This is a genomic window from Paenibacillus sp. Soil750, assembly GCF_001428045.1.
Classification (GTDB): domain Bacteria; phylum Bacillota; class Bacilli; order Paenibacillales; family NBRC-103111; genus Paenibacillus_E; species Paenibacillus_E allorhizoplanae.
Window position 1 is genome coordinate 45,427 of the sequence record NZ_LMSD01000011.1, and the last position, 14,015, is coordinate 59,441.

Sequence of the window (14,015 nt, forward strand, 5' to 3'; positions counted from 1 at the left end):
TCTCATAAAACCCTCAACTTCTGAAAAGTTCTTCTACTGGATAAATTATGTGCTTCTTGGACTTATCGCTGTCAGTTGCTTAATCCCCATGTTGCATATGCTTGCGTTGTCTCTTAGTACAAATGATGCTATCTCATCCGGATTTGTTAGCTTATGGCCTATTGGATGGAATTTTGAGACTTACCATAAGCTGTTTACAGGAACTCGCATTTTACAGGCGGCTCGAAATAGCGTCGAGGTGACAGTGATCGGAACGTTTCTTAGCATGTTGTTCACGATCTTAGGGGCATACCCGTTATCAAGGAAGTTTATGTACGGTCGTAAATTTTTTAACATGCTTATTGTAATTACAATGATTTTTAATGGAGGGTTGATTCCAACCTATCTTGTCATTAATTCACTCGGATTGATCAATACCTACGGCGCACTATGGCTGCCTGGACTGATAAGCGTTTATAACATGTTGGTTATGCGTTCATTCTTTAACGGCTTTCCAGAAGAGATTGAAGAAGCGGCTCGCATAGATGGCTGTGGAGAGATCAGGCTGATGCTTCAGATTATTCTGCCGCTTTCATTGCCGGTACTCGCCGCACTTACGCTTTTCTATGGTGTTGGCTATTGGAATTCCTTTTTTAGTGTCATGATTTACATCAATGATTCCAGTAAGAATACATTAGCTGTGCTTATTCAGCAGATGATTTCCAGCCAGCAGCTGTTGCAGGAAATTGCAAACACATCGTCGGAGGATCTTACATCTGTTACACCGGAGTCGATTAAGGCGGCGGGGGTATTCGTCATGATTGTGCCAATGTTAATCCTGTATCCTTTCCTGCAAAAGTATTTTGTTAAAGGCGTAATGATTGGTTCTGTTAAAGGATAGTTCTAACATGTTGGTTTCTGGACAGGTCTACTCTTCCTAAAAGAAGAATGCTTGTATACAATATTAATCAGGAGGGTTATTACATGAACAAAAAAACACTAGTCATCTCCACGGTTGCGTTAACGCTTACTGCAACATCACTGGTCGGTTGCTCCGAGAGTAAGACAGGAGAAACTCAAACATCTTCCTCTCCTTCCTCAAAGGTATCTGCGGCGCCGAAGAACGTCTCGATGTCGTTTTATGATCGGGGAACGATTGCCCCTGAACTCGGAACAGCAGAAAACAATATCTGGACAAAATTTATTCAGGAAAAAACCGGCGTGAATATAAAGATTTCACCTGTCCCACGTGCGGAGTCAGTTAACAAGTTGAATACGCTTATCGCGTCTGGGTCAGCGCCTGATGTTATATTAGAATACGATTTGGGATTCCGCAACCAAATGTATTTACAAAAGCAGCTTATGCCGACTGGAGACTTGATCGAAAAATATAGCACAACATATAAGCAACTACTGGTTAAATTTCCTCTGCTCAAAAAGCTGAGTACGAGGGATGATGGAAAGGTTTATGACTTTGGCCGCGTTCTTGGGTATGTGCCATACAGCTATACCGTGATTAGGCAAGATTGGCTGGATAAGTTGAAATTAACGGCACCAAAGACGGCAGATGAATTATTTCAGGTTGCAAAAGCCTTTGCAACACAAGATCCGGACGGTAATGGCAAGAAGGATACATACGGCATGAATATGGTCTCTGCGGTCGGAGGCGGCAACATCATTGATCCGATGTTCCAAAATGTAAACTGGATTATCCAAGACGGCAAGTGGGTCAAGGATTGGGAACGCGCCGAAGCAGCAAACGTATTCCGCAAGAAGCTGTTCGATGAAGGCATCGTCGATAAAGACTTTCTGACCGATAAGAATGGAAAGAAAGCGGAGCAGGACTTTGTTACCGGGAAAACAGGTATCTATACAGCTGGAGGCTCATACAAAGCTTTTACAACACAATACGAAACATTGCGTAAAAACGTCCCGGATGCTAAGCTTGTGGCAATCGCACTTCCATCAAGCCAATATGGTACCTTTTTACCTGAATTCAATCCACCTGTGCAGTTGACTGGCGTTCTGAATGCCAAAACGAAAGACCCTGAAGCTGCCATCAAAGTCATTGATTATTTGAGCTCACCAGAGTGGGTCAAAACAACTTATAGCGGTGTTGAAGGTACACACTTTAAAGTTGAAAATAACAAAGAAGTTCCGATTAGTGTGGATAAAAATAAGAAAGAGCTTGACTGGCTAGGCGATTTCCGTATGTTAGGCGGTCAATATGTGAATAACGAATTTGATACGGCGTTGAAGGGTTTTGATCAAAACAATCCACTTCAAAAGGAGTTTTACGATCTCGGTAAGCAAATTTTCAGCTTGAACATTAATAAGGAACGTCCGTTAGCTAGCATTACGCTTCCTGGGTTCATGCCTTCGCTGCCTGCTGACATGCAGTTCATCTCCAAGAGCTTGCTAGATTTGGCCGGTAACCCGATTACGGATTTATGGAGTAAAGCAATTGTAAGCGGAGCCTCGTATACTTCGGCTCAAGCGAAGCAGGATGCGATAAATCTTTGGAAAAAATCGGATGGAGATAAGCTGGAAGCTTGGTATCAAGATTACTACGTGAAGAACAAGGATACGATGATCAGTCAGAAAGATTTGCTTTCCATGAATTTTAACTAAATGAGTAAAGAAAAGGCTGTCGGCGGATTTCTGCCGACAGCCATATTCATACCGTCCTTATTGGACGGTTTCGCTGTTTCATTTCGATGCCCAAGGAGAATCTGCCATGTTAAAGAACCACTCTTGGTTTTACCGTTTGGTGACAACCTACTTGCCAATTGTCTATTTGCTTGTTTTCGTCCTGTTCTTTGTGTTCTTCATGACAATCAATAAGCAGTCCCAAGCGCAAACTGTGAGTGCAAATGAGGCATTTACGCAATTTAGCATGCTTCAGCTTAACTCGATTCTTGGCAACATCGATCAGAATGTGAATGCGGCAACCGTTAATAATAAGGAGTTTAATCAGTATATGTTTCAGCTTCACGATTTGGATGCCAATCCGTATTTGCTGCGCAGCAAGGTAGCGGATCTTTTCAGGCAAGTCCAGGCGGGTTTTCCATTCGTTAAGTCCATTTATTTTTACCGTAACATCGATATGACTGTACTCGGAACGGAGATGTACCTGCCGCTTGCAGAGTTTGGTGATCGCGAATTCGTACAGGAGCAGTTGAAACAGCCACTTCCGAATATTTGGACGAATATAAGAACCTATAAAGTACTTCCTTCTCAATCCATTGATGTTCAAGTTGTATCACTCGTTAAAAAGATCCCTCTTCAAACAGAACCAAAGGGCATTCTCATTGTGAATATTGATGTTTCGAGTCTGGCTTCATGGCTTCAAGACATCTCTTCGAACTCAATTAGTTCAGTTACACTAGTCGATCAGGCAGGACAATTAATCGGGCAAAGTACAGTAAAAGCCAATAAGGACATCCTTAATTTGAAGTTTGAGGAGACAGGTTGGACGTTTAAAAGCGGTATCAAGGAATCCTACCATTATGGTATTTTTTCAGAGCTCTATTACAGTTGGATCATTATCGGGGTTGTCATGGTGCTGATTGCATCGGCCGTCATCATCTATTTGTCCAAACGATATGCAAGACCGATCGATGCGAGTATGAGCCGAATAACCGATTATTTAAACCGCAGACAGCCAGGTGGAGAATTGAATTTGGTTGTCGATGCGGCGGTGGATAAGATTATTGATTTCGCTGATCGTTATCAGTCAGAGAGTAATCTAAATTTGCCATATCGCCAAAAGTTTTATTTTCAAGAACTTCTTACAGGAGATCGTCCAATAAGTCAAGACGAATTGATCGAAGAGATGCATAACTTTGGTTTTTCGTGTCATTGGCACTCGTTCAACACGGCCAAATTAGAGATTGACAAGATGAGTGACTTTACAGAAAATTACTCTACTCGAGATCAGGTGTTGCTGAAATTTGTATTGTCGAACGTGTTCAAAGAAACGGCTGAACAGTATGGCATAGGGATTTGGAGTGAATGGATATCAGCTGATGAAATGAGCATTTTGTTTGGAGCGGATGGCGAACTTTCGATGGCGAATATCAGTACCATTTGTGAGAGTATGCGGGTGTGGGTAGAATCAAATCTCGCATTCACGGTAACGATCGGCGTAGGGGAAAAGACGGAACGTTCAGAGGATATTAGCGGATCCTATGAGCAGGCTGTTAAGGCCGTACAATATCGTTCAGCATTAGGAAACAATCGCGTTATTCACTATGAGGTCATTACGCGACAGACGGAAACCGAGTTGTTTGATATTTTGCAGTTAATCCGCTCAATTGTCCAGTTATATAAAAGTGGAAATGATGAATGGTATGGCCAGTTTGATTTCCTTTTTAAAGCCATCAATCGCGGCTTGCATACGCGGGACGAGTTGAAAAATCTGCTTTACTATATGACGTTTACATTCACGCGTGAATTATCTGAATTCCCAAGTGAGTATACGGAGTTATGGCGAGTGGAGGCGCTTAATCCTATTTCCCAAGCCATTGATCGTTTCGAAACGATGGAAGATTTGAAGAATATTGTACTGGAGCGGCTCCGCACTGTTTTTGAGTTATGGAAGCAGCTGCGTCAATCCAAAACTCAGAGGCTATTAATTCATGATCTGAAAGCCTATATCGACACCAATTACGCAAATTCAGAATTGTCCCTGCAATTGCTTGCAGAACAATTCTCCGTCAGTAAAAATTACGTGAGCAGCCTATTTAAAGAAGAAATGGGTGAAAACTTTATCGATTATTTGACCGCGCTGCGTATCTTTCATTCGAAGCGGCTATTGGAAGACACAGATACTTCGATACAGGATATTGCCGGATTGGTCGGATATGAACACTATTTTTCGTTTAACCGAGCGTTTAAGAAGCTGACGGGATTCCCACCGAGCGAATTTAGGAAAAAACACGGTACTTAGTAAATATTGAAGTATTAAATCAGGTGGTTCTATATACATGAAGAGGAGAGGGTTCGGTTGACACATGAGTGGCAGGCAAATTGGTTGACAGATTGTTCTTTTATAAATTTGGCAAAATCCTATCTCTACCATAAAGAGCTCGAAGCATCTGAAGTCGAACCACATGATCCTGATTTACAGCATCACCATTGGTATGTAAGAACTGTAGTTAATCTGGATGATAAGGCATTGGATGAGGGGAAAATCTGGCTTCATCTGACGGCAGATGATTATTATAAGCTGTATATCAATGGCGAGTTCGTTGCTCAGGGGCCCGCTCAGAATGATGCGAAGCATTACTATTTTAATCGCATAGATGTACGTTCGTATTTAAAGGTCGGGAAAAATGTAATGGCAGTTCATGTCTACTATCAAGGGCTGTTAAATCGCGCTTATAACAGCGCCGACTACCGTCAAGGTCTCCTAGCGGAGCTATGGGCAGGCGATAATTTGCTAGTCAAGACCGATCGTGATTGGAAAGCGAAACGGGTTCATGATAATCGGCCCGGTGTGAAGTTCGGCTATGACACGCAATTCACAGAGCATTTGGATGCAAGGCAATCGGAGCGGGGCTGGACAGAAGTCGGCTACGACGATTCGGATTGGGCACATGCGGAGGAAGCGGAGCATACCGATTATACTTTTATACTGCAGCCAACTCCGCTGCTCGCCGTCTATAAGAAGCAGCCTTTACGTGTCGAACGGCTTGCACCTGGTCATTACCTGATCGACTTTGGGAGCGAGCTGACAGGTCAATTCGCCATGAATGCACATGGAAATGCGGGAGAACAAGTGCAGATCTTTTCAGGGGAAGAACTATTGCCCGGGGATCAAGCCGTTCGCTACGAAATGCGCTGCAATTGCCTGTATCATGATCAGTGGACATTATCCGGTGACATAGACGTCTTCGAAACGTATGATTACAAGGCGTTCCGCTATGTGGAAGTGCAAGGACCTGAGGCAGCGCTGCGCCCGGAATCCTTCCACGCCGTAGTCAGACATTATCCGCTTGATGAGCAAAGCTGTGTGCTTCATAGCTCGGATGAGCTGATGAATCAAATTTTTGACATTTGCAAAAAAGTTGTCCAATATGGTTCTCAAGAAAATTATGTCGATTGTCCCAGCCGAGAAAAAGGGCAATATTTGGGCGACAATACGATTATTGGTCACTCCCATATGCTGCTCAGCGGGGATTTGAGGTTGTATCGCAAGGCTATTGAGCAATTCGGTCGCAGTTCGTTCGTGTGTGGAGGGATCATGGCTGTTGTACCCGGGCATTTCATGCAGGAGATCGCTGATTTCTCTTTGCAGTGGCCGATGCAAGTCATGACGTATTATCGGTACAGTGGAGATACGGCATTCCTTCAGGCGATGTATCCGTATGCGGAGGGTTTGCTGCGACATTTTGAGAAATTTGAGCGTGGGGATGGATTGCTTGAGGGTGTCACGGACAAATGGAATCTGGTTGATTGGCCACAAAACTTACGTGACAACTATGATTTTGAACTGAGTAGGCCAGTCGGTCCTGGCTGCCATAACGTCATTAACGCGCTATATATCGGCTGCGTAGGTACCGTAAACGAGATACGTGAATTGCTCGGTTTTGCCTATGAAAATCGGCTGCCGCAATTAAAGAGGAGTTTCTTAGAGGCTTTCTATGATAAGAAGAACGGTTTGTTTACAGATTCGGAGCAGAGTACACATCATGCCTTGCATGCCAATGTACTTCCGCTGCTGTTCCATATCGCTCCAGAGGAGTCTGTCAGCGCCATTGTCGACATGATCCGGACCAAGCGTTTTGCATGCGGAGTGTATTTCTCCTACTTTGTAATGAAAGCTCTAGCGGAGGTCGCAGAGTATGAGTTGATCTATGATTTGCTCTCAGCCGACGATGAGCATTCGTGGGGGAATATGCTCAAAGAAGGAGCCACCACCTGCTTCGAAGCATGGGGGAAAGATCAGAAATGGAACACCAGCTTATGCCATCCTTGGGCAAGCGGGCCGGTTCCTTTGCTGATCGAAGATATTATCGGCTTAAAGCCTGCGAAGCCGGGTTGGCAAGAAATCGCTTTTTGTCCGAAGCTTCCTGCAACCTGGACGTCATTATCGCTGCAGCTGAATGTTCCAACTGGCACGATTCGACTCAGTTTTGAGAACGGGGTGTGGACCGAAAGCTTTCCGCCTGGTATCCCTGTCATACGGGCCTAAATCCAACGGATTTGCAGAGATATACGACAGATTTTGACAATATTAAATTCAATTACAGCGGTACGCATAGTTTTACGTTTAAGTTAGTGGGTAAAAAATTCATGTTGACGATGCTTAATTAATAAGTGCCTAAGAATTGAATAGGGGGCAATCTCGTAAGTCTTCTACTTTGACTCCGTCATGCCAAGGTTCAAATCCTTGATCCCCAGTTCTTTTCATGAGTCATTAGCTCAGTTGGTAGAGCATCTGCTTTATAAGTTACTACTCTGAAAGCCTTGATGTAAGGCTGCATCGCTAAATGTCTAAATTTTCTTACATTGTGATACCACCTTACCACATCGTGGCCGTCTCTTTGAACGAAGAACGTTTGTTCAAAGAGACTATGGCAATGATTTGTCAGAAGCACTTCAAAACTTATTTGTAATTCAGCTTTTTCAATCCGAAATACCACTTCAAAACTTAATTTGTAAATCGTTTTTATAAGAAAAGCTAGCAAACCCTTGTTTTTACTGGTTTCTAGCACTTCAAAACTTATTTGTCACCCAACATCACGTTATCGGGTGACAAATAAGTTTTGAAGTAGACATTAAAGTAATGAAGTAAACATTAAAGTATTGAAGTAGACAATAAAGACCTGAAGTAACAAAATAAGTTTTGAAATTAAATAGGTGTCCACTCTATTGGGTGAACGCCTATTTAATTTTGTGTATGGAGGGAGGAGGAAGTCCTTAGTCGTATCCAGGTAGTAGGCATGGGGGGATTAAACTAACGGGCAGGATACTTAAAAGAACATGCAGAATTGAAACCCAATCAATTAGCTTCATAATAACATCACTTTCTCAATGGATGGTTGCTTTCGGTATTAACGTGTACCTTAAAGTTCTTCGTATATACATTGTTTTTCCATTTTTGGTATATGCTAAGCTAGAAAAAAACTGAACAGAACCCTATTACTTTGGCTTCTGCTCCCTGATTTCGTTACTCTTGGATTCGGTTTTTGGGATAAGAAATGGAATAATCCGCACAGATTACCATAAATGCTTGCTTTCAATAACAAAGTGGTGAAAGAGCAAAAGGTGACTATTAAAATGAACGACTGTGGACAAGTCAGCAAACAAGAATACATAGAATTAAACAAGGGAGTAATTAAATGAAAGCTGTAACCTACCAAGGGTTAAAAAATGTGAAAGTTAAAGAAGTTACTGACGCAACAATACAGAAGTCGGATGATATCCTTGTCCGCATCACAACAACGACGATATGTGGCTCGGACCTTCATCTTTATAACGGAGAGATTCCTAACACCCCTAAGGATTTCATAATTGGACATGAACCAATGGGGATTATCGAAGAGGTTGGTAAAGATGTGACTAAAGTGAAAAAGGGAGACCGTGTCATTCTTCCCTTTAATGTTGCCTGCGGTCATTGCTGGTATTGTACACATCAATTGGAAAGCCAATGTGACCATTCGAATGATTTTTTACATGGTGATACAGGCGGTTATTTGGGGTATTCCGAAACTTTTGGCGGGTATGCAGGCGGACAAGCTGAGCTTCTCCGTGTTCCATATGGGAACTTCGTTCCTTTTAAAGTGCCAGAGGATGCCGAAATGGAAGATGAAAAGCTCCTCTTTCTATCTGACATTATACCTACAGCCTATTGGAGTGTGGACAATGCCGGCGTGAAAGCCGGAGACACCGTAATTGTCCTAGGGTGTGGTCCCGTAGGCTTGCTAGTGCAGAAATTTGCCTGGCTGAAAGGTGCAAAACGCGTTATAGCCATCGACCATGTTGATTATCGTTTGGAGCATGCTCGGAAAACAAATCGTGTAGAAGTTTTCAATTTTAAAAAGCAGGACGAGCTTCTACAACATCTTGCGGAGCTTACGGGTGGAGGTGCAGATGTGGTTATTGATGCGGTAGGACTGGATTCGGAGAAAACTTTTGTCGAAAAGGTAGAAACATTGCTTAAGCTACAAGGTGGAGGTTTAGGAGCATTCAGGATGGCGACTAAACTTGTGCGCAAAGGAGGCACTATACAAGTAACTGGTGTATATGGCGCAAATTATAACGCATTTCCTTTTGGTGATCTGTTTAGCCGTAATATTACTGTGAAATTGGGACAAGCTCCTATTATTCACTATATGCCCGAATTATATCGTCAGATTAAGGAAAGTGTGTTTGATCCGACTGATGTGATCAGCCATAGGCTACAACTAAGTGACGCAGAACACGCCTATAAGATATTCAATAATAAAGAGGATCATGCAATAAAGATTGTCTTGAAACCTTAGCACATACGGTTTAAAAACGAACATATAAGTTACAGAAAGCGCGGATGACCATTACAATAGTTAGGTAGCGCGGATGGGTCATTCCGCTACCGATTTCATTATTAATTGTTTCGGCCGAAGAGGCCGAAGAGGACAGTTCAACACGCCATTGAATAGTCGATTGTTCGAGGGCAATACGGTGCTGCATAAAAATTTGATAGTAAAAAGGATGAATTAAACGAGACCAAGCCCGCCTATCGATAAGCGGGAACTTCATTCGCGGCCCGTTCGCCAGATTGGATAGCCCTCTCCATGTAGCGGATGATCCGTGGCGGTCGAAGTCCCCCTATTAAATGGCATAAAACAGCGGCAGTCTAGGACTTTATTTTCTCGTCCATGGCTGCCGCTGTTTCTATTATTAGGAGCAGTCTGTCTACTTGACGGGATGCAGTTCACTTTGATGGTAGCCTTATTTGTTTTTTGGATCCAAGGTAATTTTAAATATCAAAACCAAGGTTGAAGTCAATAGTTTTGCCCAAGCGCAATTGGACTCTTGCTCATATTATGAAGATACACAGACTTTATGGAAGCGATTGATTTCACACAGATCTCAGCATTGTCCTTCTTTACAAGAATGTCTTTTCGAGAGCGCTTATACAGATAAAAAATAGGAGGTGAACGAATTTGTCTGAAATTTTGATAGCTGCTGTCGGAGACCTTATGGTAAAACGATACATCATTTCCGATGCTAAACTGGCTAACGGGACTTACTCTTTCGACCCACTTTTAGAAAAGGTAGCTCCAATTCTGAAAAAAGCGGACTTAACGATAGGAAATCTTGAAACCACCTTCGCTGGAACTAAAGGGGGAGTGAGACGAAAATCACGTGGTCCTTTGTTCAAATGTCCTGATGAACTGGCTCCAGTCCTAAAAAGAGCCGGCTTTGATGTTTTAATAACAGCAAACAATCATTGTATGGATTTCGGCGCCAAAGGTTTACTTCGAACGTTAAGGATTTTGAAACAAAATGGGATTGATTATACCGGTACATTTGAATCTGAAAACAAGGCGAAAGAATATCTTATCAAAAACATCAAAGGTGTAAAGACCGGAATCCTATCCTTTACTTCGGGACTCAACGGTATTTCAGTACCATCAAATAAATCTTGGATGGTTAACTTAATCCAAACGAAAAAAATAATTGAGGATATTCATCATTTGAAAAAACACGTCGATCTTGTGATCATTTATCTGCATTTCGGAAATGAATACAGTCATACTCCAAACCTGAAACAAAAGCAATTGGTAAGACTTTTATTTAAACACGGAGCCAATATAATTTTAGGGTCACACCCACATGTTCTTCAGCCGTTAAGTACGAGGGGAGAGCAACAATTTGTTGCGTATTCCTTAGGTAATTTTATTTCTACAAAATTAATGAAAAACTCCCATACTCAAAGCAGTATCATTCTTAATATTAAAGTCAAAAAAAATGAAGAAGGGAAAATATTCATATCGGAGACTAATTATATTCCTACTTTGGTGCATCGTAAAACTGAAAACGGTCGTAATAAAACAGAGGTTATCTCCATACATGAAGCCTTAAATGAAAACAATCCGAAATTAAGTGCAAAGCAGCGTGAACGATTTCAAAACATGTTAAACCAAACGAAAAAAATAATAAAAAGTAAGGTAGAATAACTACAATATGAGGCTGCCGCGAAATTGAACGGTATCCTCATTAAGCTAAAGGGTAGTTTATTTTAGAACCAGCAAGTAAACCAATTATTAAACTATCGTATTCCGTTATTTAAATAAGTCATGGACATACATGCACAAATTCGATACAGGTGAAAATTTAGTGAAATAGAAGAAAGGTAAATTTACAAGAGGAGTGGTATTATTGAAAATTATTGCTTGTCCTGCTACTAGGAAAATAACCCTTCAACAGCGGCTTACACAACTTCAAAACAAATTTATTGTATTCTTGGCTGATAATCGCGGGAGAGACCTGGTGAATCAAAATGGTCTAATTAGGGAAGTTAACGAATCGTCTCTTGTCGTGCAAGCAGAAAATGGTAGGCTAATTAGGCACAATTTTTCTGATATTGGGAAATATGATTTCCCTGACTTAGTGCCTAATAGAGAGCTAAATTTTCTCGCTTTTATCAAGACAAAAAACCAAGGAGAATTCAATGGTCCTTTAGTTAGAATTGGAACAGATTTTATTGAAATAACTGGAGTAGATAATAGTGGTGAACAACCGATAGATTTAACGTTGATAATACCTCGACGCGAAATTATTAGAATAGAATGTGAAAGAGAGGGAGGCGAATAATTTACTCTATTAAATTATTGTCTTAAAGCAGATGTTAATTTCATTGACCGCTCTAATATATAGGGCGGCTTTTCTTATTATTAGTTATAAGTAACTATAACATTGCTGCCCATTAGAGCCAGGCAACTCTGCACCACCTAACCGCATTGCATCATTAAGCTAACGGGAAACGTTAGTTCAATGAACTGTCTGTTTTTATTGGTGTTAGAAGTACTTCATAACTTAATTGTTTTTAGGATTTTTCGATCACCACAACCACTTCAAAACTATATTTGTCTTTTTACTTTCATGAAGAAGCCAGCAAATCCTTATGTTTGCTGGCTTCTTGCACTTCAGAATTTTAATGTCTCCCAACAGTATCTATCCATTTTATAACTGACGCCTTCGGTACCAAAGCCCGGCCTTCGCCCTCTTGATTCAAACAAACGAAAGTAGGTCGGGTAAGCCATTACAGAGACATATAGCGATACATTTCATTCAATGAACGGAGGCTTGTCTTATGTTAAGTAAAATGTTGTTGAGGGTTGGCAGTATAACTATGTTTTTGTTACTTCTAACCCTTGCTATAAATTCATCTTTTTTGAATAATTCAGACAGCTAAATATGCAAGCTATGTCAAAAATAAAAGCGGTTCTGCAGCCTTTGATACGATGTTATTGCCGCAGCAGTCGGGAAGCAGCCTGACGGCATCTGTCAGCAGATATAATATCGGGGTGAATCAGGATGTGGCATCTGCCTTGTGTTTGATTTTTCGAACGGGGTAGACGGCTTCTATTATATTTCCCATGAAGCGAACCCGGCTACAGCGAGAACATTCGGTTTTTATAACTTTGACGGCGAACTGTCCTACGTACAGAAGAAGGCAGATGACAGCAACGAATTGGCAATCATTAAGAACGGTAAGGTTCTGAAAGAAGGTACGACCAATCTGATTCAGTCGGCTTCTGCCATAGACAATTTGGAAGTGAAATATAATGGCAGCACATTGAACTTGTACAGCAGTAAAAAGTTAAACCAAACGATCACCCTGTATGCCCCAGGGGTAACGAGCATGACCTATAATCGAAACGCTATCACGTTTACTTCCAACGGAAATTATCGTACGATTCAAGCTGAAACTGCCACAGCACTCTTGCAGCCAGTCTCAGATGCTTACGTTCGCAGCGGCGCATATGCAGGAAATAACTATGGATCCGAATCGCAAATGGACATCAAGAATTCTTCTGGAGATTTCAACAGGGTCGGCTACCTGCTTATTGAGACCCCAATGAAAAGCTTTAATATCATCGTTGTGACATCTCTTTGTGAAACGTCTCATCCAACAACATGATTTCTGCTTTTTGATTTACGGCATGAATTCCAAGCTTAACATCAATGATAAAGTCATTACTCAACATCTGACGGTAACGAGAAATAATATCGTTGTCTGGTAATTCTCCCATCACCTTCGTTTCGGGTGGGATTACCGGTATTCCAGCGTGTTCTACCAGTTGAATGTTTTGTTTAATATCAGCTGCGATCTTACATAGAATGCTTTCACTTTTTGCTGTCTCTACATCCACCATTCCATCTTCTGTGTAGAAATGCTTGTTGACGATAGCCAAGGCAGTATGAGAGATATGGAATGCCAAAATGTTTTTTTGGATTTCATAATGCAAATCCACCGTTTCAAATATTTGGGCAAGATTTTTTACTCTTTCGGTTACCAGTCCATTTATTTCACCAAAAATGGTTCCTTTATGTTTTTCGGATCCGAATTGGGCGTATAGAACTTCCTCTTTAATGTCTCCCCCGGCACCCGGGAATCCTGGGAGTAACCGATCACCCACGATTTCAAGCCAGTGATCATATCCCATGGTGTTGGTCAAGGTGACTATGGTCTTGCTCTGATTATTCTTAATAACAGTTAAGGCAGATTCGGCCTGATCATATCGTACGGGAACAAAAATGTAATCATAAACGTCATCATCTTCTAACTTATCTATCGTCTTGATCGGTATTTGCTTTATCGTTCCATTATCGTTGTATCGCAGTCCGTTCCTTTTCAGCTCATCCAATCTCTTTCCGCGTGCCAACACTGTTACGTCCAGTCCGTACTGTGCAAATCGGAGAGCGTAGACACTGCCAATCACACCAGCACCAAATATCAAGAGCCTATTTTGTCTATAGCCCATTATGATCCTTCCTTCACTAAATAGTCAGAGTTTGCTTAAGCAACACCTGCTGTT

9 protein-coding genes are annotated in these 14,015 nt (G+C 41.6%); 8 read left to right on the forward strand and 1 reads right to left on the reverse strand.

The features are described 5' to 3' along the window. The first annotated feature begins 4 nt into the window (after positions 1-4). The 8 genes from ASL11_RS11960 (at position 5) to ASL11_RS12000 (ending at position 13,117) form a co-directional block, all read left to right on the forward strand. Complete coding sequence (locus ASL11_RS11960; protein ID WP_056613907.1) at positions 5-880, forward strand: carbohydrate ABC transporter permease; 876 nt, start codon at positions 5-7, stop codon at positions 878-880. Between the two features lie 83 nt (positions 881-963). Further along, complete coding sequence (locus tag ASL11_RS11965) at positions 964-2,610, forward strand: extracellular solute-binding protein (protein WP_056613910.1); 1,647 nt, start codon at positions 964-966, stop codon at positions 2,608-2,610. 106 nt (positions 2,611-2,716) lie between these two features. Continuing rightward, positions 2,717-4,930 (forward strand): helix-turn-helix domain-containing protein, encoded by a 2,214-nt coding sequence (locus tag ASL11_RS11970; protein WP_056613913.1) that lies wholly within the window; start codon positions 2,717-2,719, stop codon positions 4,928-4,930. A 33-nt stretch (positions 4,931-4,963) separates the two neighbouring features. Then, complete coding sequence (locus ASL11_RS11975; protein ID WP_157256913.1) at positions 4,964-7,177, forward strand: family 78 glycoside hydrolase catalytic domain; 2,214 nt, start codon at positions 4,964-4,966, stop codon at positions 7,175-7,177. 1,150 nt (positions 7,178-8,327) lie between these two features. Then, positions 8,328-9,470 carry a zinc-dependent alcohol dehydrogenase gene (locus tag ASL11_RS11985; protein ID WP_056613923.1) on the forward strand — a complete coding sequence of 381 codons (1,143 nt, stop codon included), beginning with the start codon at positions 8,328-8,330 and terminating at the stop codon, positions 9,468-9,470. 663 nt (positions 9,471-10,133) lie between these two features. Next, positions 10,134-11,150: a CapA family protein gene (locus ASL11_RS11990; RefSeq protein ID WP_056613926.1), complete on the forward strand. Its 1,017-nt coding sequence runs from the start codon at positions 10,134-10,136 to the stop codon at positions 11,148-11,150. A 202-nt stretch (positions 11,151-11,352) separates the two neighbouring features. Continuing rightward, on the forward strand, positions 11,353-11,787 hold the full coding sequence (locus tag ASL11_RS11995; protein WP_056613930.1) for a hypothetical protein: 435 nt from the start codon (positions 11,353-11,355) through the stop codon (positions 11,785-11,787). 739 nt (positions 11,788-12,526) lie between these two features. Then, the gene (locus tag ASL11_RS12000) at positions 12,527-13,117 is read left to right on the forward strand and encodes a CBM96 family carbohydrate-binding protein (RefSeq protein ID WP_056613933.1); all 591 of its coding nucleotides are present in this window, start codon (positions 12,527-12,529) and stop codon (positions 13,115-13,117) included. Here ASL11_RS12000 and ASL11_RS12005 read toward each other — a convergent pair. Next, on the reverse strand, positions 13,071-13,961 hold the full coding sequence (locus ASL11_RS12005) for a ketopantoate reductase family protein (protein WP_056613936.1): 891 nt from the start codon (positions 13,959-13,961) through the stop codon (positions 13,071-13,073). The genes ASL11_RS12000 and ASL11_RS12005 overlap by 47 nt on opposite strands. Between the last annotated feature and the right edge of the window lie 54 nt (positions 13,962-14,015).

Excerpts from the sequence above, each read along its gene's own strand:
- ASL11_RS11965 (WP_056613910.1), top strand. The coding sequence starts at position 964 with ATGAACAAAAAAACACTAGTCATCTCCACGGTTGCGTTAACGCTTACT.
- ASL11_RS11970 (WP_056613913.1), top strand. The coding sequence starts at position 2,717 with ATGTTAAAGAACCACTCTTGGTTTTACCGTTTGGTGACAACCTACTTG.
- ASL11_RS11985 (WP_056613923.1), top strand. The coding sequence starts at position 8,328 with ATGAAAGCTGTAACCTACCAAGGGTTAAAAAATGTGAAAGTTAAAGAA.
- ASL11_RS12005 (WP_056613936.1), bottom strand. The coding sequence starts at position 13,961 with ATGGGCTATAGACAAAATAGGCTCTTGATATTTGGTGCTGGTGTGATT.